20 protein-coding genes are annotated in these 22,040 nt (G+C 68.8%); all 20 read right to left on the bottom strand.

Annotation, left to right across the window (positions count from 1 at the left end; translation table 11 throughout):
• Nucleotides 1–2: 2 nt before the first annotated feature.
• The gene (atpA, locus tag ABT115_RS14175) at nucleotides 3–1,574 is read right to left on the bottom strand and encodes a F0F1 ATP synthase subunit alpha (RefSeq protein ID WP_351788390.1); all 1,572 of its coding nucleotides are present in this window, start codon (nucleotides 1,572–1,574) and stop codon (nucleotides 3–5) included.
• A gap of 133 nt (nucleotides 1,575–1,707) precedes the next feature.
• Complete coding sequence (locus tag ABT115_RS14170; protein WP_351788387.1) at nucleotides 1,708–2,523, bottom strand: F0F1 ATP synthase subunit delta; 816 nt, start codon at nucleotides 2,521–2,523, stop codon at nucleotides 1,708–1,710.
• Entirely contained in the window at nucleotides 2,520–3,065 is a 546-nt protein-coding gene (locus ABT115_RS14165) for a F0F1 ATP synthase subunit B (RefSeq protein WP_351788384.1), read from the bottom strand. Before ABT115_RS14165 ends, ABT115_RS14170 begins: the two co-directional genes overlap by 4 nt.
• Before the next feature lie 37 nt (nucleotides 3,066–3,102).
• Nucleotides 3,103–3,354 carry an ATP synthase subunit C-like protein gene (locus ABT115_RS14160; RefSeq protein ID WP_037689279.1) on the bottom strand — a complete coding sequence of 84 codons (252 nt, stop codon included), beginning with the start codon at nucleotides 3,352–3,354 and terminating at the stop codon, nucleotides 3,103–3,105.
• A 68-nt stretch (nucleotides 3,355–3,422) separates the two neighbouring features.
• A complete protein-coding gene (atpB, locus tag ABT115_RS14155) occupies nucleotides 3,423–4,259 on the bottom strand; it encodes a F0F1 ATP synthase subunit A (RefSeq protein WP_351788563.1) in 837 nt (278 codons plus the stop codon).
• Between the two features lie 210 nt (nucleotides 4,260–4,469).
• Entirely contained in the window at nucleotides 4,470–4,907 is a 438-nt protein-coding gene (locus ABT115_RS14150) for a Cg1360 family ATP-synthase-associated protein (protein ID WP_351788382.1), read from the bottom strand.
• A gap of 260 nt (nucleotides 4,908–5,167) precedes the next feature.
• Nucleotides 5,168–6,553: an MraY family glycosyltransferase gene (locus tag ABT115_RS14145; protein WP_351788379.1), complete on the bottom strand. Its 1,386-nt coding sequence runs from the start codon at nucleotides 6,551–6,553 to the stop codon at nucleotides 5,168–5,170.
• A 90-nt stretch (nucleotides 6,554–6,643) separates the two neighbouring features.
• Nucleotides 6,644–7,909, bottom strand: coding sequence for a serine hydroxymethyltransferase (gene glyA, locus ABT115_RS14140; RefSeq protein WP_351788376.1), 1,266 nt, complete (start codon nucleotides 7,907–7,909; stop codon nucleotides 6,644–6,646).
• Nucleotides 7,910–8,066: 157 nt separating this feature from the next.
• Nucleotides 8,067–8,708 (bottom strand): arsenate reductase/protein-tyrosine-phosphatase family protein, encoded by a 642-nt coding sequence (locus tag ABT115_RS14135; protein ID WP_351788373.1) that lies wholly within the window; start codon nucleotides 8,706–8,708, stop codon nucleotides 8,067–8,069.
• A complete protein-coding gene (locus ABT115_RS14130; protein WP_351788370.1) occupies nucleotides 8,705–9,352 on the bottom strand; it encodes an L-threonylcarbamoyladenylate synthase in 648 nt (215 codons plus the stop codon). Before ABT115_RS14130 ends, ABT115_RS14135 begins: the two co-directional genes overlap by 4 nt.
• Nucleotides 9,353–9,416: 64 nt before the next feature.
• Nucleotides 9,417–10,262, bottom strand: a complete 846-nt coding sequence (prmC, locus tag ABT115_RS14125) for a peptide chain release factor N(5)-glutamine methyltransferase (RefSeq protein WP_351788368.1) — start codon at nucleotides 10,260–10,262, stop codon at nucleotides 9,417–9,419.
• Between the two features lie 43 nt (nucleotides 10,263–10,305).
• Nucleotides 10,306–11,382, bottom strand: a complete 1,077-nt coding sequence (gene prfA / locus ABT115_RS14120) for a peptide chain release factor 1 (RefSeq protein ID WP_351788365.1) — start codon at nucleotides 11,380–11,382, stop codon at nucleotides 10,306–10,308.
• A gap of 208 nt (nucleotides 11,383–11,590) precedes the next feature.
• Nucleotides 11,591–11,815, bottom strand: a complete 225-nt coding sequence (gene rpmE / locus ABT115_RS14115) for a 50S ribosomal protein L31 (RefSeq protein ID WP_019764351.1) — start codon at nucleotides 11,813–11,815, stop codon at nucleotides 11,591–11,593.
• A gap of 142 nt (nucleotides 11,816–11,957) precedes the next feature.
• Nucleotides 11,958–13,082: an LCP family protein gene (locus tag ABT115_RS14110; RefSeq protein ID WP_351788362.1), complete on the bottom strand. Its 1,125-nt coding sequence runs from the start codon at nucleotides 13,080–13,082 to the stop codon at nucleotides 11,958–11,960.
• A 388-nt stretch (nucleotides 13,083–13,470) separates the two neighbouring features.
• On the bottom strand, nucleotides 13,471–15,477 hold the full coding sequence (rho, locus tag ABT115_RS14105) for a transcription termination factor Rho (RefSeq protein WP_351788359.1): 2,007 nt from the start codon (nucleotides 15,475–15,477) through the stop codon (nucleotides 13,471–13,473).
• 382 nt (nucleotides 15,478–15,859) lie between these two features.
• Nucleotides 15,860–16,777 carry a homoserine kinase gene (gene thrB, locus ABT115_RS14100; RefSeq protein ID WP_351788356.1) on the bottom strand — a complete coding sequence of 306 codons (918 nt, stop codon included), beginning with the start codon at nucleotides 16,775–16,777 and terminating at the stop codon, nucleotides 15,860–15,862.
• A gap of 278 nt (nucleotides 16,778–17,055) precedes the next feature.
• A complete protein-coding gene (thrC, locus tag ABT115_RS14095; RefSeq protein WP_351788353.1) occupies nucleotides 17,056–18,126 on the bottom strand; it encodes a threonine synthase in 1,071 nt (356 codons plus the stop codon).
• A gap of 6 nt (nucleotides 18,127–18,132) precedes the next feature.
• On the bottom strand, nucleotides 18,133–19,488 hold the full coding sequence (locus tag ABT115_RS14090; RefSeq protein ID WP_351788350.1) for a homoserine dehydrogenase: 1,356 nt from the start codon (nucleotides 19,486–19,488) through the stop codon (nucleotides 18,133–18,135).
• 95 nt (nucleotides 19,489–19,583) lie between these two features.
• Entirely contained in the window at nucleotides 19,584–20,975 is a 1,392-nt protein-coding gene (lysA, locus tag ABT115_RS14085; protein ID WP_351788347.1) for a diaminopimelate decarboxylase, read from the bottom strand.
• 26 nt (nucleotides 20,976–21,001) lie between these two features.
• On the bottom strand, nucleotides 21,002–21,997 hold the full coding sequence (gene nrtL / locus ABT115_RS14080) for an ArgS-related anticodon-binding protein NrtL (protein ID WP_351788344.1): 996 nt from the start codon (nucleotides 21,995–21,997) through the stop codon (nucleotides 21,002–21,004).
• Nucleotides 21,998–22,040 lie beyond the last annotated feature (43 nt).

The raw sequence follows: 22,040 nt of genomic DNA, 5'->3' as shown, positions 1-22,040 counted from the left end.
GATCAGCCCTCGCCCAGCAGCTTGCCGTCCGAGGTCTCGAACTGCTGCTTGAAGGTGGCGACCGCGTCGGCGATCGCCTGCAGCGTGTCGTCGGACATCTTGGCGCCCTCGGCGATGCCGGTCAGGAGGTCCTTGCGCTCGCGGCGCAGGTACTCCAGCAGCTCGCTCTCGAAGCGGCGGATGTCCTCGACCGGGACGTCGTCCATCTTGCCGTTGGTGCCGGCCCAGATGGAGATGACCTGCTCCTCGACCGGGTACGGGCTGTACTGCGGCTGCTTCAGCAGCTCGACCATGCGCTTACCGCGCTCCAGCGACGCCTTCGAAGCCGCGTCCAGGTCGGAACCGAAGGCGGCGAACGCCTCCAGCTCGCGGTACTGGGCGAGGTCGACACGGAGTCGGCCGGAGACCTGGCGCATGGCCTTGTGCTGGGCGGAGCCACCGACGCGGGAGACCGAGATACCGACGTTCAGAGCCGGACGCTGGCCGGCGTTGAACAGGTCGGACTCCAGGAAGCACTGACCGTCGGTGATGGAGATGACGTTGGTCGGGATGAACGCCGACACGTCGTTCGCCTTGGTCTCGACGATCGGGAGGCCCGTCATCGAGCCGGCGCCCATCTCGTCGGAGAGCTTCGCGCAGCGCTCCAGCAGACGCGAGTGCAGGTAGAAGACGTCGCCCGGGTAGGCCTCACGGCCCGGCGGACGGCGCAGCAGAAGCGACACGGCGCGGTAGGCGTCGGCCTGCTTCGAGAGGTCGTCGAAGATGATCAGGACGTGCTTGCCCTGGTACATCCAGTGCTGACCGATGGCCGAACCGGTGTACGGCGCCAGGTACTTGAAGCCGGCCGGGTCGGACGCCGGGGCGGCGACGATGGTCGTGTACTCGAGCGCGCCGGCCTCTTCCAGGGCACCGCGCACGGAGGCGATGGTGGAACCCTTCTGACCGATGGCGACGTAGATGCAGCGCACCTGCTTGTTCACGTCGCCCGAGCGCCAGTTGTCGCGCTGGTTGATGATCGTGTCGACGGCCAGAGCGGTCTTACCCGTCTGACGGTCACCAATGATCAGCTGACGCTGGCCGCGGCCGATCGGCACCATGGCGTCGACGGCCTTGTAGCCGGTCTGCATCGGCTCGTGCACCGACTTACGGACCATGACGCCAGGGGCCTGCAGCTCGAGGGCGCGGCGGCCTTCGGTCGCGATCTCGCCGAGACCGTCGATCGGGTTGCCGAGCGGGTCGACGACGCGGCCGAGGTAACCCTCGCCGACGCCGACGGAGAGCACCTCACCGGTGCGCTGCACCGGCTGGCCCTCTTCGATGCCGCTGAACTCGCCGAGGACGATGGCACCGATCTCGCGCTCCTCAAGGTTGAGGGCGAGACCGAGGGTGCCGTCCTCGAACTTCAGCAGCTCGTTCGCCATGGCCGAGGGAAGACCCTCGACCTTCGCGATGCCGTCGCCGGCAACGCTGACCGTACCGACCTCCTCGCGCGAGGCCGCGTCCGGCTTGTACGACTGGACAAAGTTCTCCAGCGCGTCCCGGATCTCCTCCGGCCGGATCGTGAGCTCCGCCATCTGGGTTCCCTGCTCTCCTTGTTGGGCCCGAAGTTTCTTAAGGGGGTCTGGGGGCCGACCCCCAGGAATCTTCTGCAATTTCTGCACGGCCCAACCGGGCCGCTGGTCTTGCTCTGTTCTGTTGCTGCGCTCGTCAGTCGGCCATACGACGGGTCGCCTCTTCGAGGCGCTCCGCGATGGTTCCGTTGATGACCTCGTCACCGACCCGCACCGCGATCCCGCCGAGGACCGTGGGGTCCACATCGAGATTCAGGTGCATCGACCGACCGTAGATCTTCGCCAGTGCGGCACCGAGGCGCTGCTTCTGCCGATCGCTCAGCGGCACTGCTGACGTGACCACGGCGACCATGCGGTCGCGGCGCTCCGCGGCAAGCTTGGAGAGGGACTCGAGTCCCGCTTCCAGGCTACGTCCACGCGGCTGGGTGACAAGCCGCACGACGACGCGCTCGGTGGTGGGCCGTGCCTTGCTGCCGAGCAGGCTGCGCAGCAGCTGGCTCTTGGCGGCAGCGGACGCGGACCGGCTGGTGAGCGCGGCACGCAGCTCCTTGTCGGAGGCGACGATCCGGCCGAACCGGAACAGCTCGTCCTCGACGTCGTCGAGGTCTCCGCTGCGCTGGGCGGCGGTGAGGTCTGCGATGTTCGCCAGTTCCTCGACCGCGTCGACCAGGTCGCGCGACTGCGACCAGCGGGAGCGGACCATGCCGGAGATCAGGTCGACGGTCTCGCCGCTCACCTGACCGCGCAGCAGTCGTCCGGCCAGCTCGGCCTTGGCCTCGCCGGCCTGCGACGGGTCGGTCAGGACCCGTCGCAGTGAGACCTCGCGCTGGAGCATCGCCGTGACGGCAGCCAGCTCCTCGGCGAGCTTCGCCGCGTCGACCGACGTGTTGTCGGTCAGCGCGTCGAGACGCTCACGTGCGGCAGCCAGTGCCTCGCGGCTCGCGCCGTTCATCGGACAGCCTCGGCCTTCGCCTCGAGCTCGTCCAGGAAACGGTCGACAGTGCCGCTCTGCCGGGCGTGGTCCTCGAGGGACTCGCCGACGAGCTTGCCGGCCAGGTCGGTGGCGAGCTTGCCCACGTCCTGACGCAGCGCGGCAGCCGCGGCCTTGCGATCGGCCTCGATCTGGGCGTGGCCGGCAGCGATGATCTCCTCGCGCTGCCGCTGGCCTTCCGCCCGCATCTCCTGCAGGATCACGGCACCCTGCTCCTGTGCCTCCTGGCGCAGGCGCGCGGCTTCGTGGCGGGCCTCGGCGAGCTGAGCCTTGTACTGCTCAAGCACGCTCTGGGCCTCGGTCTGGGCCGCATCGGCCTTCTCCATACCGCCTTCGATGGCCTCGCGACGCTCTTCCAGAACCTTGTTGATGTTCGGGAGGAGCTTCTTGGCGAGGAAGCCGAAGACGATGGCAAAGGCGATGAAGCCAATGACGAGCTCAGGGATCGGCGGGACGAGCGGGTTTTCCGCTTCCTCCGCCGCGAGCTGAACCAGAGGGTTCACGTCAGTGCCTTCCGTCGAGTGGGCTGTTCGCGACCGGTCAGGAGGTCGGGTACACGAACGGCATGACCAGACCGATCAGGGCGAGCGCCTCACAGAAGGCGAAGCCGAGAATCTGGTTGGCGCGGATGAGACCGGCAGCCTCGGGCTGACGGGCGAGCGCCTGCGTGCCGTTACCGAAGATAATGCCGACGCCGACGCCGGGGCCGATCGCGGCGAGGCCGTAACCGATGGAGCCGAGGTTGCCCTTGATTTCGACGCTGGTGGCGGCGAGGGTCTGGAGAGCAGACATGCCGGATCTTCCTTCTCTTTCTTGGTCCGGTGGGGGTTGGCCACCGGGTGCTTCAGGAGGTGGGGTGCTCAGTGGCCCTTGGCGAGAGCGCCCTGGATGTAGCTGCAGGTCAGCAGGACGAACACATAGGCCTGGACAGCCTGGATGAAGAGCTCGAAGACGGTCATCACGATGACCATCACGAACGAGACACCCGCGTAGGCGATGCCGATGCCGTTGAGCAGGTACCAGCTGGCGATCGTGAAGAGCAGCAGCAGGGTGTGACCCGCGAACATGTTGGCAAAGAGCCGGACGGCGTGCGTGAACGGCCTGACGAGCAGGTTCGAGAAGAGCTCGATGGTCATCGAGAGCGGCAGAACCGGACCGAGCGACTTGTCGTAGCCCGTGAAGTTCTTGAAGGCTCCGACGAAACCGTGCCGCTTGAAGGTCAGGCTGACCCACAGGACGTACACGATCAGGGCGAGCGCGGCCGGGTACGCGATGATCGCCGTCACGGGGAACTGGGCGACCGGAATGATGGACCAGAGGTTCATCATCCAGACGAAGAAGAACAGGGAGACCACAAGCGGGACGTACTTCTCGCCCTCGCGCTTGCCGATCGTCTCGTAGACAACGCCTCGGCGTACGAAGTCGTAGCCGGCCTCGGCCACCATCTGCAGCTTGCCCGGAACGATCTTCGGCTTGGCGAAAGCCGCCCAGAAGAAGCCGACGACGATGACCGAGCCGAGCAGCGCGAGCAGCATCGTCTTGTTGAAGTACAGGTTGCTGTCCGCATCGCCCCAGAGGGGCTCGAACAGGAACGAATGCAAGCCGGGTGCCGGGAAACCACAACCGGAGAAGATGTGGCAATCGGTCTCGAAGGCGAGCACCTGTGTCGGGTCAGCACTCACCGCGGGCTCCTTCAGCGTGGCGCATAGGTACGGCAACCTCGTTGTGTCGGCGCGGCGCGCAGCCGCGGTTCGGCACTGGACTGGTGTAACGGATGTGTGAGCGGCAGTCAGGCATTGAGCCTCGCGATCGAGCAGGCGTCAGCTCACATGCCCGCGCCCGCAGTGCCGCAGTTGGAACCGGACGATAGCAGGGTCGTGGACCCGCACTTATCCCGCCCCTACCCTTCACGATTTCAACCCCGCGTTCTTGGGCTTTTCAGCCTTGTCGGACTCGGGCTCGACGTAAAGGATCTTGGCCTTCATGTGTGCGCGCGCCTGTGCGGCGATCCACACGAGCGTGGTCGCGACCAACGTGATTGCAAAGGCCTTCGGATTGAACACCGTGGTGTCCTGGAAGGCCGCGACGAAGACGAACAAGAGCAGGAGCTGCACCGTGTAGAGCATCAGCCCCATCGCCTGGAACAGCTGAGGGAGGGACCTGGCGGTCCGCTGCAGGACCACTAGTCCGACCCCCATGAAGAGAATCACCACGACCGTACCGACGACCGCACCCAGGGCTCCCTTGCCGCCGGCCACGCCACCACTGATCGCGACGGCAACAGCACCGGCGACAGCGGTGGGTACAGCGGTTTGGAGGAGAGTCCGGGCGTCATTGGACGGCATGGCGGCAGCTCCGCTTGCAGGGGGTGGGCAATGTGTCGTCATGGACGAGCGTAGGCCCGGTCCGAGGCGACGCCTCGGGCCAATGGACCGCGATATCAGGTCCTCCGGCTCTGTCACCGGGCCTAGTGAACGGTATCACAAACTATTTGATGAGGTCTTTACCAAGAAAGTGTGCTTGCTCTCACGCGTGAGAGTGAATCCGCAGGTGTGAGAAAGGCAACTCCACGTTTCGTCTGGTATGCCCCGTGATGCCCGAATTCTCAGCGTGCGGAATCAGCCTTATCTCTGTCCGAAAAACGCGAACGGGGGCCGATGGCAGTCGCCCCGTTGACGCCGGAGACCCCTACGACGACCGGGGCCCGCTCCTGGAGATCGTGACCCTCCTGCCCCATCTGCGCTTCCAGCGGCCCCTGTTGGGCCTCGTCTACGGATGAGGGTTCCGCCTCGGGCGCCTTGCCCATCCCGCGATAGCGGCGGTAGCGCGGCGGTACGAAGCGTTCCGCCCAGAACGGCGCCCGCGGGGTGAAGCGGGGCATCAGCAGCAGCACGAGGCCCAGCGCGCTGAACCCCATGATCACCAGCACGATCCACAGGGACGTCGAGTGCACGGAGTATCCGACCGTGCCGAAGGCGATCAGGGCCGACCAGAAGTACATGATCAGCACGGCCCTGCTGTGCGAATGGCCGATTTCCAGCAGCCGGTGGTGCAGATGGCCGCGGTCTGCCGCGAACGGCGACTGGCCGTTCCACGTACGCCGCACGATCGCCAGCACCAGGTCGGCGGCCGGGATCGCGATGATGGTCAGCGGCAGCAGCAGCGGGATGAAGACCGGCAGCATCGCGTAGGTGGCCTCGCGCTCACTGCCGGCGAAGAGCTGCATCGTGTCCGGGTCGACCTGCCCGGTGACCGAGATCGCACCGGCCGCCAGTACCAGGCCGATCAGCATCGAACCCGAGTCGCCCATGAAGATCCGGGCCGGATGCATGTTGTGCGGCAGAAAGCCCAGGCACATGCCCATCAGGATCGCCGTGAAGAGCGTCGCGGGGGCCGCCGCCTCGATCATGTGCCCGTACCAGAGCCGGTACGTGTACAGGAAGAACGCCGCGGCGGCGATGCAGACCACGCCCGCCGCCAGACCGTCCAGACCGTCGACGAAGTTGACCGCGTTGATGGTGATGACGACCACGGCGACCGTGAGCAGCGTGCCCTGCCACTGGGTGAGCGCGACGGTGCCGACGCCGGGGATCGGCAGCCACAGAATCGTCAGGCCCTGGAGCACCATGACCGCGGCGGCGATCATCTGCCCGCCGAGCTTGATCAGTGCGTCGATCTCGAACTTGTCGTCCAGAACACCGATCAGCCAGATCAGTGCGGCCCCGGAGAGCAGCGCCCGCGGCTCGTTGGAGAGCTGGAAGACCCAGTCGAGGTTCTCGAGCTGGGACGCGACGATCAGTCCGGCGCACAGTCCGCCGAACATGGCGATGCCACCGAGCCTCGGTGTCGGTTCTCGGTGGACGTCACGCGCACGGATCGCGGGCATCGCCCCGACCACGATGGCGAACTTGCGCACCGGGCCGGTCAGCAGATAAGTGACCGCAGCCGTGACACAGAGCGTCAGCAAATAATCACGCACGGGCTGCCCCATAGATTTCGCCGGATCTCAGCCCACACTTTAACTACGTCGGGCCCATGGTCGAGGACACAGAGGCCGGGCCGATGGTTGCATGTACCACGTCTAGCCCGGATAGGGTGGATATTTCCGGGCCAGTTCCTGGACCTGCGCGCGGATGCCGTCTTCCTCACGTACCGCCGCTCCGAAGAGCGCGGCCAGACGTGCCATGTCGGCGTCGCCCATGCCCTGGGTGGTGACGGCCGCGGTGCCGAGTCTGATGCCGCGGGCATCCCCGTACGGAAGCGCGCAGGTGTCGAGCACCAGGCCCGCCGCTGCCAGCCGGGCGCGGGCGGTGGGCCCGTCGACGCCCAGCGGGGCCGGGTCCGCGACGATCAGGTGGGTGTCCGTGCCGCCCGTGGTGACTTCGAAGCCCTCGTCCTCCAGACCCGCGGCCAGCACCCGGGCATGGGCCACCACTCGGTGGGCGTACGCCGTGAACGCCGGGGTGGCCGCTTCTTGGAACGCGACGGCCTTCGCGGCGACCGTGTGCATCTGCGCGCCGCCCTGGGTGAACGGGAAGACCGCCCGGTCGATCCGCTCGGCCAGCTCCGCACCGCACAGGATCATCCCGCCGCGCGGACCGCGCAGCACCTTGTGCGTCGTCGCGCAGACCACATCGGCGTACGGGACGGGGCTCGGCGCCGCTCCCCCGGCGATCAGCCCCATCGGGTGCGCGGCGTCGGCGATGAAATACGCGCCCACCTCGTCGGCGATCTCCCGGAACAGTTCGTAGTCGGGATGGCGGGGGTACGAGATCGAGCCGCTGACGATCGCCTTGGGGCGGTGCGCACGGGCCAGGGCGCGCACCTGCTCGTAGTCGATCAGGCCGCTCTCGGAGTCCACCCCGTAGCCGATGAACTCGAACCAGCGGCCGGAGAAGTTGGCGGGCGAGCCATGGGTGAGATGCCCGCCGTACGGAAGTCCCATCGCGAGCACCGTGTCGCCGGGGCACAGCAGGGCCGCGTATGCGGCGAGGACGGCGGAGGAGCCGGAGTGCGCCTGGACGTTGGCGTGTTCGGCGCCGAAGAGCGAGGTGGCCCGTCGGCAGGCGATGCGTTCGGCGGCGTCGGCCTGCTCGCAGCCGCCGTGGTGGCGGGCGCCGGGGTAGCCCTCGGCGTACTTGTTGGCGAGCGGTGAGCCGAGGGCGGCGAGGACCGCCGGCGAGGTGAAGTTCTCGGCGGCGATCAGCTGGACGGTGCTCGACTGCCGGTGCAGCTCCTCCAGCAGCACGGCGGCGATCTCCGGGTCCTCCCGGAGCAGTGCGCCGAAGTCCTGCGGCAGGGCGGTCCCGGCGGCGAGGTTGGGTGCGGCAGGAGTGGTGACCGGCATCTGACGGCTCCGGGCCTGGGGAGGGTGCGCTGACGTCAGCTCCAATGTAGGCCCGTGACGGGCCTCCTGCCCGCTCTGCGGCGACGCCGTACACCCGCCCGGCCCCCAGGGTGCCGGCCCCGTGCGTACGGCCGTCACAGTGGCGCAGGCGCGACCGTCAGTGCGGGGCGGGTACGCCGGTCAGCGCGGTGACCACCGGGTCGAGGGCCTGGTTGATCTCGTCGCCGATGGACCGGAAGAACGTGATCGGCGCGCCGTACGGGTCGTACACCTCGTCGGCCTCGACGGTGGGGGCCAGCAGCCAGCCGCGCAGCGCGGCCGCGGCGCGGACCAGTGCGCGGGCACGCTCGACGACGCCCTCGTCGCGCGGGTCGGGCAGGGTGGCGGGGTCTATCGCCCGGACCAGCCGGGTGAATTCCTTGAGGGTGAAGGTCCGTAGGCCGGCCGAGTGACCCATCGAGATCACTTGTGCCCGGTGGTCGCGGGTGGCGGTGAGCACCAGGTCGGCGCGGATCACATGCTCGTCGAGCAGCTCCCGGCCGACGAAGCCGGTGGTGTCGGCGCCGAAGTCGGCGAGGACGATCTCGGCGTTGTCCTCCATGGGGGCGCCTTCGTGGCCCCAGGTGCCCGCGCTCTCCACGATCAGTCCGCCTTGACGTGGATCTCCGAGGCGGTCCACCAGGGCGTGCCGGGTCAGCCGCTCGGTGATCGGTGAGCGGCAGACGTTGCCGGTGCTGACGTGGAGGATGCGGAAAGTGTCGGCCTGCCCCGCTATGCCACGCCCCTCAGGGGCGGTCAATTCGCCACCTCGAGGTCGGGTACCACCTTGCGGAGTTCCTCGACGGAAAGCGCACCGGTGCGCAGCACTACCGGAACCTTTCCGGTGACGTCGACGATGGAGGACGGCACGATGCCGAGGGTCGGGCCGCCGTCGAGGTAGACGGAGACGGAGTCGCCGAGCATCTCCTGGGCGGCGTCGCAGTCCTCAGGGGCCGGGTGTCCGGTGAGGTTGGCGCTGGAGACGGCCATCGGGCCGACCTCGGTGAGCAGTTCGATGGCGACCGGGTGCAGCGGCATCCGGATGGCGACGGTGCCACGGGTGTCCCCGAGGTCCCACTGGAGCGACGGCTGGTGCTTGGCGACGAGCGTGAGGGCCCCGGGCCAGAAGGCGTCGACGAGCTCCCAGGCCTGCTCGGAGAAGTCGGTGACCAGTCCGTGCAGGGTGTTCGGGGAGCCGATCAGGACGGGTGTCGGCATGTTGCGGCCGCGGCCCTTGGCGGCCAGCAGGTCGGCGACGCCCTCGCGGCTGAAGGCGTCCGCACCGATCCCGTACACGGTGTCGGTGGGCAGCACGACCAGTTCGCCGCGGCGGACGGCGGACGCGGCTTCGCGCAGACCCGTCGTACGGTCGGTCGCGTCGTTGCAGTCGTATCGCCGTGCCATCAGCCGGCCTCCTCAAGCATGTACGGGTATGACGGGTACGGGTCGTGCGGGTGGTGGCCGCCGGTCACGGCGTGGCCTTGCGGGCCGTGGCGAACCGCGGCCGGTTGTTCAGGTCGGGATGGTCGGCCGCATCGGCCCAGCCGCGTTCCTCGGTGAAGATCCACGGCACCTGGCCGCCCTGGGTGTCGGCGTGCTCGATGACGACGAGGCCGCCGGGGCGCAGCAGGCGGTGTGCGGTGCGTTCGATGCCGCGGATGGTGTCGAGGCCGTCCTCGCCGGAGAAGAGAGCCATCTCCGGGTCGTGGTCACGGGCCTCGGGTGCCACGTACTCCCATTCGGTGAGCGGGATGTACGGCGGGTTGGAGATGACCAGGTCGACCTGGCCGTCGAGCTCGGGAAGGGCCGTGAGCGCGTCTTGGTGGTGGACGGTGACCCGTGACCCCTCGGCGTTCTTCCTGGTCCACTTCAGGGCGTCGTCGGAGAGCTCGACGGCGTGCACGCGTGAGCGGGGAACCTCCTGGGCCATGGCCAGGGCGATGGCGCCGGATCCGCTGCAGAGGTCGACGATGAGCGGCTCGACGACATCCATCGCGCGGACGGCGTCTATCGCCCAGCCGACGACCGATTCGGTCTCCGGACGGGGGACGAAGACACCGGGTCCTACCTGGAGCTCCAGGTAGCGGAAGAAGGAGCGTCCGGTGATGTGCTGCAGCGGTTCACGGGCTTCGCGGCGGGCGATCGCCTCCCAGTAGCGGGCGTCGAAGTCCGCGTCCGGCACATGGTGCAGCTCGCCCCGCTTGACGCCGTGTACGAACGCGGCGAGCTCCTCCGCGTCGAATCGTGGTGAAGGGACACCGGCGTCGGCCAGCCGCTGGGTGGCCTGGGCCACCTCGGCGAGCAGCAGGTTCATCGCGGTTCTCCGTACGGGGTCACGGGCGGGGCGGGCTTGGGGCTTATGCGGCGGCGAGCTTGGCGGCGGAGTCGGCGTCGGCACAGGCCTGGATCACGGAATCCAGGTCGCCGTCGAGTACCTGGTCCAAGTTGTACGCCTTGAAGCCGACGCGGTGGTCCGAGATCCGGTTTTCCGGGAAGTTGTACGTACGGATCTTCTCGGAACGGTCGACCGTACGCACCTGACTGCGCCGTACGTCCGAGGCTTCCTGCTCGGCGGCTTCCTGGGCGGCCGCGAGCAGTCGCGAACGCAGGATACGCATGGCCTGCTCCTTGTTCTGGAGCTGGCTCTTCTCGTTCTGGCAGGAGGCGACGACACCGGTCGGCAGATGCGTGATGCGGACCGCCGAGTCCGTGGTGTTGACGGACTGGCCGCCGGGGCCCGAGGAACGGTAGACGTCGATACGGAGATCATTGGCGTGGATCTCGACGTCGACCTCCTCGGCCTCGGGCGTGACGAGCACACCGGCGGCGGAGGTGTGGATACGGCCCTGAGACTCGGTGGACGGCACCCGCTGCACGCGGTGCACTCCGCCCTCGTACTTCAGCCGGGCCCACACGCCCTGGCCGGGCTCGGTGGCGCCGTTGCCGCCCTTGGTCTTCACGGCGACCTGGACGTCCTTGTAGCCCCCGAGCTCGGACTCGGTGGAGTCGATGATCTCGGTCTTCCAGCCGACGCGCTCGGCGTAGCGCAGATACATCCGCAGCAGATCGCCGGCGAACAGGGCGGACTCGTCGCCGCCGGCGCCCGCCTTGATCTCCAGGAGCACGTCCTTGTCGTCGCTTGGGTCGCGCGGGACCAGGAGGAGGCGGAGCTTCTCGGTGAGCTCTTCGCGCTGCGTCTCCAGCTCCTTGACCTCGGCGGCGAAGTCGGGGTCGTCGGCGGCGAGCTCGCGTGCCGTCTCGATGTCGTCCCCGGCCTGCTTCCAGGTGCGGTATGCGGCGACGATCGGGGTGAGCTCGGCGTAGCGCTTGTTGAGCCTGCGCGCGTTGGCCTGGTCGGCGTGGACCGCCGGGTCCGCGAGCTGCTTCTCGAGATCGGCCTGTTCACCGATCAGTTCCTCGACCGCCTCGAACATCTCCGGACTCCTGGTTTCTTCACTCGATCGTGCCTGCTGGACGGCGTGGACGCTGTCCGGGCCGGGTACGGGGGCGGCCCGTCCCGGGCCGGGTACGGGGGCGGCCCGTCCCGGACCGGGTACGGGGGCGGCCCGTCCCGGGCCGGACAAAAAACGCCGGTCCCGACGCCCCCGGGAAGAGGGCGCCGGGAACCGGCGCAGTGGCTCGCTACTTGCTGGCGGAGCCGGCAGCCTTGCCGAAGCGGGCCTCGAAGCGGGCCACACGGCCACCGGTGTCGAGGATCTTCTGCTTGCCCGTGTAGAACGGGTGGCACTCGGAGCAGACGTCGGCGCGGATGGTGCCGCCGTCGATGGTGCTCCGGGTCGTGAACGACGCGCCACAGGTGCAGCTGACCTGCGTCTCGACGTACTCGGGGTGGATGTCGCGCTTCAAGGGTTTCTCCTAGGTTCGGGAGGGCGCCGGGTCGTACGCGCGGATTGCGCGTCCGTGAACCGGGGCCGACGTACCAGTCTGCCAGGATCGGCCGTATCTCCCAAAACCGGGGGCGGGCCGCAACTATTCCCGGCCCGCCCGGTCACTTCACGACGCTGCCCGCGTCGCCCTTGTCCCCCGCCGACTTCTCGGTGGCGGAGGCGGGGATGGCCTTGTCGTGCTTGAGTGCCGTCCACACCTGCTGGGCGGGCTTCTCCAGCGGTACGACGCGGTTCGGGTCGGCCGGGTCGTACTGCACGGGCAGCGTGATCATCTGGATGTTCTCGGAGTCGAGCCCCTTGAGGCCGTTCGCGAAGCTGGTGAGCTCCTCGACCGAACCGAGGTCGGAGTCGGTGGTGATGGCCTTGGTCGCCGTGTCCGCGAGGTCGAAGAGGGTCTTCGGGTTCGTGAACACTCCGACGCTCTTGGCCTGGTCCATCAGCGCCTTCATGAACTCCTGCTGGATCTGGATGCGGCCGAGGTCGCTGCCGTCGCCGACGCTCGTGCGGGTGCGGACGAGAGCCAGCGACTGCTCGCCGTCGAGCGTGTGGGTACCGGGTTCGAGATTCAGATGGCTCTTGGGGTCGTTGATCGCCTGGGTGGTGGTGATCTCCACGCCGCCCAGCTCGTCGATGAGCTCCTTGAAGCCGGTGAAGTCGACTTCGATGTAGTGGTCCATGCGGATGCCGGACATGGATTCGACGGTCTTGACCGCACAGGCCGGTCCGCCGACCTCGTACGCCGTGTTGAACATCGCGCGCTGCTCGCCGGGGATGGTCTGCCCCGTGGTGTCGCTGGTGCATTCGGGGCGGGCGATCAGGGTGTCGCGCGGGATGGAGACGACGGAGGCGCTCTTGTGACCCTCGTTGATGTGCACGACCATCGCCGTATCGGAACGGGCCGTTCCTTCGTCGGGGCCGTACTCGGAGTTCTCGCCGGAGCGGGAGTCCGAGCCGAGTACGAGGATGTCCTCGGAGCCGTTGTCGACGTCGTCGGGGCGGTTCTTGCCGAGCGCCGCGTTGATGTCGACGGCCTGGAGATTGCCGTTGAGCCTGAAGTAGGCGTATCCGAGCCCGACGCCGCCGACGGCCACGACCCCTGCCAGGGTCCAGGCGGCGATCACCGTCACTCTGCGGCGACGGGAAGGCTTCTTCCGGCGTTTGCCGGTCGGCTTCCGGCGTTTGCCGGTCGGGCGTATTCGGCCGCCGCTCCCTCGCTGCTCGGACATCTTTCTCCTTCGGTCGTCAGCGTCTCCCGGCTACCCCCTGCAGCGGTGTTCGGGCACTGGTTTTTGCCGACTTCGGCGACTTGCTGCCACTTCGTACGACGTCGCAGCACGAAGCAGGGTCGCACAGTGACCTGTCACGTCCACGTGAAGACAAAAGGGACACGCGGCTTTGGCGAACAGCTAGTGATTCCGCGCTCACCTGCGGTTTCTTACGAGGTACAGACATCGTGGCGGCCTCTGTTGTCGCGACGCTTGTGTGGCGAAGGTCTCGGATCGACCGAAAAGCCCGAATCGACTGCGTCACATTCGCGGGCCCTACGACGCAGGGCCGCCCCCGTCACCGGAGTGACGAGGGCGGCCCTGCGTTTCAGCCGATCCGGGTACGACGTCAGTCGTTGCCGTTGCCCGGAGCCGGCGTCGTCTTCTGGATCTGGAGCAGGAACTCCGCGTTGGACTGGGTCTTCTTCATCCGGTCCAGGAGGAGCTCGATCGCCTGCTGCTGGTCGAGCGCGTGCAGCACCCGGCGCAGCTTCCAGACAATGGCCAACTCATCACTGCCGAGCAGGATTTCTTCCTTACGGGTGCTGGACGCGTCGACGTCCACCGCCGGGAAGATGCGCTTGTCCGAGAGCTTCCGGTCGAGCTTGAGCTCCATGTTGCCGGTGCCCTTGAACTCCTCGAAGATCACCTCGTCCATGCGCGAGCCGGTCTCGACGAGCGCGGTGGCCAGGATGGTCAGCGAACCGCCGTCCTCGATGTTGCGCGCGGCACCGAAGAAGCGCTTCGGCGGGTACAGCGCGGTCGAGTCGACACCACCGGACAGGATGCGGCCGGAGGCGGGGGCCGCGAGGTTGTACGCACGGCCGAGGCGGGTGATGGAGTCCAGCAGGACGACCACGTCGTGACCCAGCTCGACGAGACGCTTGGCGCGCTCGATGGCCAGCTCGGCGACGGTGGTGTGGTCCTCGGCGGGACGGTCGAAGGTCGAGGAGATGACCTCGCCCTTCACCGACCGCTGCATGTCGGTGACCTCTTCCGGACGCTCGTCGACGAGGACGACCATCAGGTGGCACTCGGGGCTGTTGACCGTGATCGCGTTGGCGATCGCCTGCAGGATCATGGTCTTGCCGGTCTTCGGCGGGGCCACGATCAGGCCTCGCTGGCCCTTGCCGATCGGCGCGACCAGGTCGATGATCCGCGTCGTCAGGACGTTGGAGTCGGTCTCCAGGCGGAGCCGGTCCTGCGGGTAGAGCGGGGTCAGCTTCTGGAACTCCGGGCGGCCTCGGCCGGTCTCGGGCGCCATGCCGTTGACCGAGTCGAGGCGGACCAGCGCGTTGAACTTCTCGCGACGCTCGCCGTCCCTGGGCTGGCGCACCGCACCGGTGACGTGGTCACCCTTGCGCAGTCCGTTCTTGCGGACCTGGGCGAGCGAGACGTACACGTCGTTCGGGCCCGGCAGGTAGCCGGAGGTCCGGATGAACGCGTAGTTGTCGAGGATGTCCAGGATGCCCGCGACGGGGATCAGGACGTCGTCGTCGGAGACCGGAACCTCGCTGGCGAAGTCGTCGCGCCCACGGCGGCCACGGCGGTCGCGGTAGCGGCCGCGACGACCGCGACGACCGCCTGCCTCGTCGTCGTAACCGTCGTCCTGCGGGCCGCTGCCCTGCTGGCCCTGGCGCTGCTGGCGCTGGCCGCCCTGCTGGCCCTGGCCACCACCATGCTCGTCGCCCTTGCCGCGGCGGTCACGCTGACGGTCGCGGCGCTCCCCGCGCTCCTGGCGGTCGCCGCGCTGACCGCGGTCCTGGCGGTCGCCCCGGCGGCCCTCGGCCGTGTCGGCGGCGGCTTCGGCCTTGGCGTCGGCCCGGTCGTCGCTCTTCGGCTCGGCCTGCGTCTGAGCCTTGGCCTCGGCGGCCGGCTTGCTCTCGGCCTTGCTCTCCGGGCTGCCCGCCTGAGCGGTCGCACGGCGCCGACGACGCTCGCCCGCGGGCTGGTCGTCGCTGGCCGGCTGGCCGGGGATGTCGATCTGCTGCTGCGCGGCGGTCTTCTCGGCGGGCGCGGCGGCCGCGGACCCGTCCCCGGTGCGCGCCTTGGAGGTGGCACGGCGCTTCGGCTTGGTCTCGGCATCCGCGGCGGGCGCGGCGGCCTTGGGCGCGGCGGAGCTACCGGCCTGCGCCTCCTTGATGACCTCGATCAGCTGGCCCTTGCGCATCCGCGCAGTGCCCTTGATACCGAGGCCGGACGCGACCTGCTGCAGCTCGGCCAGGACCATGCCGTCAAGGCCGGTGCCGGAGCGGCGGCGCCGTACGGTGGTGCCAGTGGCAGCACCTTCGGCGGGCGCGGCGCTGTCGACGGTCTTGTCGGCAGTCACGCCCATCAGATCGGTGGTGTCGCTCACGAAGGGTCCTTCCCTGGAGCGGACGTCGGCCTTCTGGCTCGGCGACCGGTTGTGCTGTCCGACTGCGGTCTTTCTTTTGCGGACCGTGCCGGGGCGGTGGTCCGCCGGGTACGGCGGAGAGATGAAGGTGTGCAAGGGTCCGGCGCGAGCATCCCCCTGCTCGGCCCACTCCTGGACAAGCGAGGGGTGTCGTGCCGGTTCCGGAGCGTGCACGAAACTGCTCAGGCAGGCTGCTCAGGCAGTTGGGGAGGCTCCCGGAAGAGTTGGTGGTCCCGGAAAGGGACACGAAGCAACGCGCCGCATAGACGTCGATTGCTGACTTGAGGTTAACACTACCGGCTCCAACAAACATTCCCCCTCTCACTCACCGGCAATCACTCGGCTACGGGGCGAGCGGCAGCACACTCGCGCCCGCGGCGTCGAGAGTGAGCCGATTGGCCGCCCATCCCTCGCCCGCCAGCCGTGCGGCCTTGTCGGCCGCACCGTCCTCGGCCAGTGCGAGCACCGTCGGCCCGGCACCGGAGATGACTGCGGGGACGCCGTCGGCGCGCAGTCGGTTCACGAGCTCCACGCTCTGCGGCATCGCCGGGGCGCGGTATTCCTGGTGCAGCCTGTCCTCGGTGGCGGTGAGCAGCAGCTCGGGGCGTCTGGTCAGGGCCTCGACGAGAAGCGCGGAACGGCCGGCGTTGAAGGCGGCGTCGACATGCGGGACCGTGCGCGGCAGCAGCCCGCGGGCGGTCTCGGTCAGGACCGGCTTGCTGGGGACGAAAACCACCGGAACGATGGAATCTGCGGGATCCATCCTGATCGCGCGGGCCGATCCGCCGTCCATCCAGGCAAGTGTGAACCCTCCGAGCAGGCAGGCCGCGACATTGTCGGGGTGGCCCTCGATCTCGGTGGCGAGTTCCAGCAGCGCCGCGTCGTCGAGCCGGGCGTCACCGCCGGTCGTCACGGCGCGGGCGGCGACGATGCCGGCACAGATGGCGGCGGAGGAGGAGCCGAGGCCGCGCCCGTGCGGGACGCGGTTGGCGCAGACGATCTCCAGGCCGCGGGGCTGTCCGCCGAGCAGGTCGAAGGCCGTGCGCAGGGAACGTACCAGGAGGTGGCTCTCGTCACGGGGCAGGGTGTCCGCACCCTCACCCGCGATGTCGATGTGCAGTCCGGAGTCGGCCACGCGGACGACGACGTCGTCGTACAGCCCCAGCGACAGGCCGAAGGCGTCGAAACCCGGGCCCAGGTTGGCGCTGGTCGCAGGGACGCGCACCCGGACGGCGGCGGCTCGGAAGGCGGGACCGGCCATCGGTTGGACGACTCTCCTCGTAGGACTGCGGGGGCGGTGAAGCGATTCTCGATACTGGCGGAAGGCCGTGGCAGCGGGGAGTGGAATTCCGGGGAACCCGATGGCCGCAACGGCCCTTGCACCGCGGCAGATGCGGCGGGGCGGGTTGAGTACAGCTTATCGAAGGAAAGTTCTGCGGCGACATAGGGCGCACAGGAGGCGCACGATGCGTGTCGCCCGCCTCCTATGCGCTCTCCACCCAGGAGAGGGATGGTCAGCCCCTACGACTTCTGAGGCCGTTACGCGAGGCCCAGCTTCTCGGCGGCGGCGGCCGCGTCGACCGGGACCGTGACCGGCTGCGGTGCGCCCGCTACGGCCCAGTCGGGGTCCTTGAGCCCGTTGCCGGTGACCGTGCAGACGATCTTCTGACCCGGGTCGACCTTGCCCTCTTCGGCGGCCTTCAGCAGACCGGCGACGGACGCGGCCGACGCGGGCTCGACGAAGACACCCTCCTGGGAGGCCAACAGCCGGTAGGCAGCCAGGATCTGACGATCCGTCACCTCGTCGATGAGACCGCCCGATTCATCCCGGGCCGCCAGCGCGTACTGCCAGGAGGCCGGGTTGCCGATCCGGATCGCGGTGGCGATGGTCGACGGATCCTTGACGATCTCACCGCGGACGATGGGTGCGGAGCCGGAGGCCTGGAAGCCCCACATGCGCGGAGTGTGCGTGGACATGCTGTCGCCCGCGTACTCCTTGTAACCCTTCCAGTACGCGGTGATGTTGCCCGCGTTGCCGACCGGGAGGACATGGATGTCCGGGGCGTCCCCGAGCGCGTCGACGATCTCGAACGCGGCGGTCTTCTGGCCCTCGATGCGGGACGGGTTGACCGAATTGACCAACGCCACCGGATAGTTGTCCGAGAGCGAGCGGGCAAGCGTCAGACAGTTGTCGAAATTTCCGTCGACCTGAAGGATCTTGGCGCCGTGCACGAGCGCCTGGCCCATCTTGCCAAGCGCGATCTTGCCCTGCGGCACGAGGACGGCGCAGACCATACCGGCCCGCACCGCGTACGCGGCGGCGGAGGCGGAGGTATTGCCGGTGGAGGCACAGATGACGGCCCGTGCGCCCTCCTCCTTGGCCCGGGTGATCGCCATCGTCATACCGCGGTCCTTGAAGGACCCGGTGGGGTTGGCGCCCTCGACCTTGAGGTGCACCTCGCAGCCCGTGCGCTCGGAGAGGACCTGAGCGGGGACGAGCGGCGTACCGCCCTCACGAAGCGTGACGACCGGCGTCGTGCTCGTGACCGGAAGTCGGTCCCGGTACTCCTCGATGATGCCGCGCCACTGGTGGGTGCCCTTGCTGGTCATGGGTCCTTACTCCCCTTCAACACGCATGATGCTGGCGACACCGCGCACGGTGTCGAGCTTGCGCAGCGCTTCGACGGTCGCCGAGAGGGCGGCGTCGAGCGCGCGGTGGGTGACGACGACGAGAGAGGCGTCGCCGCTTCCGCCCGCCCGTCGCCCGCTGCCACCCTGCTCGATGGCGACTTCGTCGCCGCTGCCTGAATTTCTGCCTTGCTGACGGACGGTATCAATCGATACGCCCTGTTCGGCGAAGACCGTTGCCACCTGAGCGAGTACGCCAGGCTTGTCGGCCACGTCGAGGCTGATGTGGTAGCGCGTGACGACGTCGCCCATGGGACTGACCGGCAGGCGCGTGTACGCGGACTCGCCGGGGCCGGTGGCCTCGTTGAGTTTGTTGCGGCAGACCGCGACCAGGTCGCCGAGGACCGCGGAGGCGGTCGGCGAGCCGCCGGCGCCGGGGCCGTAGAACATGAGCTGTCCGGCCGCCTCGGCCTCGACGAAGACCGCGTTGTACGCCTCTCGAACGGAGGCGAGCGGGTGGCTCAGCGGAATCATCGCGGGGTGCACACGCGCGGTGACGGACTGCCCGTCGGCGGCGCGCTCACAGATGGCGAGGAGTTTGACGGTGCAGCCCATGCGCCGGGCGGAGGCGATGTCGGCGGCGGTGACCTCGGTGATGCCCTCGCGGTACACATCACCGATCCTGACCCGGGTGTGGAAGGCGATGCCGGCGAGGATCGCGGCCTTGGCGGCGGCGTCGAAGCCCTCGACGTCGGCGGTCGGGTCGGCCTCGGCGTATCCGAGCGCGGTGGCCTCGTCGAGCGCCTCGGAGTATCCGGCTCCGCTCGTGTCCATCCGGTCGAGGATGAAATTGGTGGTGCCGTTCACGATGCCGAGGACCCGGTTGACCTTGTCACCGGCGAGGGATTCGCGCAGCGGCCGTACGAGCGGGATGGCGCCGGCCACGGCGGCCTCGTAGTAGAGATCCCGGCCGTGCTGCTCGGCGGCGGCGTGCAGAGCGGCGCCGTCCTCGGCAAGCAGCGCCTTGTTCGCGGAGACGATGCTCGCGCCGTGCTCGAAGGCGGTGGTGATGAGGGTACGGGCGGGCTCGATGCCGCCGATGACCTCGATGACGACGTCGATGTCGCCCCGTTTGACCAGGGCTGTCGCATCGGTGGTGATCAGTGCGGGGTCGACGCCCTCCCGCACCTTGGAGGGCCGGCGCACGGCGACACCGGCGAGCTCGACCGGCGCGCCGATGCGTGCGGCGAGGTCGTCGGCGTGCGTCGTCATGATGCGCGCCACCTCTGAGCCGACCACTCCACAGCCCAGCAGCGCCACCTTCAGCGGACGCGTACGCATCATCCGACCTCGTTTCCTTTACCTCTGACGTGTGGACCAGTCTCACTCACCGGACGGGAGTTTCTGTCACCCGTCCGGATCCTGAGACATCTATTTCATCAACCGACATCGAGACGCAGGAGATCTTCCTCCGTCTCGCGCCTGACGATCACTCGCGCCTCCCCGTCGCACACAGCGACGACGGGCGGACGCAATGCATGGTTGTAGTTGCTCGCCATGGAGCGGCAGTACGCACCGGTGGCCGGCACCGCGATCAGATCGCCGGGCGCCAGGTCGGACGGCAGGAACGCGTCCTTGACCACGATGTCACCGCTCTCGCAGTGCTTGCCGACGACGCGCACGAGCATCGGCTCGGCGTCGGAGGTGCGCGAGACGAGCGCGACGCTGTACTCGGCGTCGTACAGCGCGGTGCGGATGTTGTCCGACATGCCGCCGTCGACGCTGACGTATGTACGCAGCCCCTCCAGGGGCTTGACGGTGCCGACCTCGTAGAGCGTGAACGCGGTGGGGCCGACGATGGCGCGTCCCGGCTCGACTGAGATCCGCGGGGTGGCGAGCCCGGCCGCCTCGCACTCACGGGTGACGATGTCGCCGAGCGCCTTGGCGATCTGGTGCGGCTCGCGCGGGTCGTCCTCGGAGGTGTAGGCGATGCCCAGCCCGCCGCCCAGGTCGATCTCGGGCAGCTCGATGCCGTGCTCGTCGCGCACCTCGGCGAGCAGCTGCACCACGCGCCGGGCGGAGACCTCGAAGCCGGCCATGTCGAAGATCTGAGAGCCGATGTGCGAGTGGATGCCGATGAGTTCGAGCCCGTCGAGGGCGAGCGCCCGGCGTACCGCCTCCGCGGCCTGTCCCCCGGCCAGCGCGATCCCGAACTTCTGGTCCTCGTGCGCGGTGGCGATGAACTCGTGGGTGTGCGCCTCGACACCGACGGTCACCCGGATCTGTACGCGCTGCCGCTTGCCGAGCTCCTGCGCGATGTGCGCGACCCGGACGATCTCCTGGAAGGAGTCGAGCACGATCCGCCCGACGCCGACGGTGACCGCCCGCTCGATCTCCGCGACGGTCTTGTTGTTGCCGTGGAAGGCGATGCGTTCGGCGGGCATCCCGGCGTCCAGTGCACAGGTCAGCTCTCCCCCGGAGCAGACGTCGAGGTTGAGCCCCTCTTCCTTGAGCCAGCGCACGATCGCCCGCGACAGGAACGCCTTCCCGGCGTAGAACACATCGGCGTCCCGCCCGAAGGCGTCGGCCCAGGCCCGGCAGCGGGCCCGGAAGTCGCTCTCGTCGAGGAAGTAGGCGGGGGTGCCGAACTCCTCGGCCAGCCGCGTCACTTCGATCCCGCCGACGGTGACCGCACCGTCCTCGTTGCGGGCGACGGTACGGGCCCAGACCTTCTCGTCCAGGACGTTGAGATCGGCGGGCGGGGCCGTGTAGTGCCCCTCCGTCACGACATCGGCGTGACGGGGCCCGGCGGGGTGTGCGGATCGGCTCATCGTGTTGCTCTGCTCTCTCGGGGCTCTCAGAAGAATTCGGGTGCGCTGATACCGAGCAGGGACAGGCCGCCTGCCAGCACCGTCCCGGCGGCTTCGGCGAGGGCGAGCCGGGAACGGTGGGCGGCCGAGGGTTTCTCGTCACCGACGGGGAGCGGGGCGGCGCTGTCGTGGAAGTCGAAGAAGGCCTGCGCGACCGCTTCCAGCTGCCGAGCGAGCCGGTCGGGCTCACGGTGGCGGGCGGCAGCGGCGAGCACCCCGGGATGATCGGCGAGGAGTGCACCGAGCACCGGCGCGTCCACGCTCTCCTCGTACCCGCTGCGGAACCCGAGCTGCTCGGCGTTCCGGCTCAGGGCGCGGGTCCGGGAGTACGCGTACCGCACCCGGAACAGCGGATTGCTCTCCCGCTGCACGAGGAGCTCGTCGCTCCCCGTGCACCGGGCCCGGTCGTGCGGGGCGGCCCTCAGCAGCGCCCAGCGTGCGGCGTCGCTCCCGAGCCTCGCGAAGAGATCACGGTCCGCGGCAGGCACGGGCACGACATGCAGCGCCTCCCCGCCGGCCGCCCGCGCCCCGACCTGCGCCCCCTGAGTCCGCAGCAGCCGCTCGACTGTCTCGGTGACGACACGGGCGCGCAGCTCGTCGACGGGTGCGAACGAGGCGGATACGCCGGCGAGGGCATTCCCGTGCCCGTACTCCGTACCGCGGGCGTCGACGGCCCTGACCAGGGCGGCCAGCCCGTCGTCACCATCCAGGGTGAAGTTCAAGAACCCGGGCCCGGTGACCTCGACACCACCGATCCCCGGCGCGCCCTGCACCCGCTCCCGAAGAATCTCGGCCACTTCCCTGGCCGGCAGCGCGGCGGGCCCGGCCAGCTGGAGGGCGACGGCACAGGCGTAGTCACCACACCCGCCGGGCCGTGTCCGCTCCACCCGCACGCGCGTGGGCACGGGCGCGCGCAGGGCGTCCTCGTCGACCGCGCGGCGCACGGCGTGCAGCACGGTTCTGGAGAGATCAGCGGGGGTCACAGGACAAGCGTATGGGAGGAAGGGGAGTACCCCGCGACCCGGT

This window comes from Streptomyces sp. NPDC001832 (assembly GCF_040297265.1).
Lineage (GTDB): Bacteria > Actinomycetota > Actinomycetes > Streptomycetales > Streptomycetaceae > Streptomyces.
Note: the sequence above shows the minus strand (reverse complement) of the source record. Positions and strands in the feature narration are given on the sequence as shown.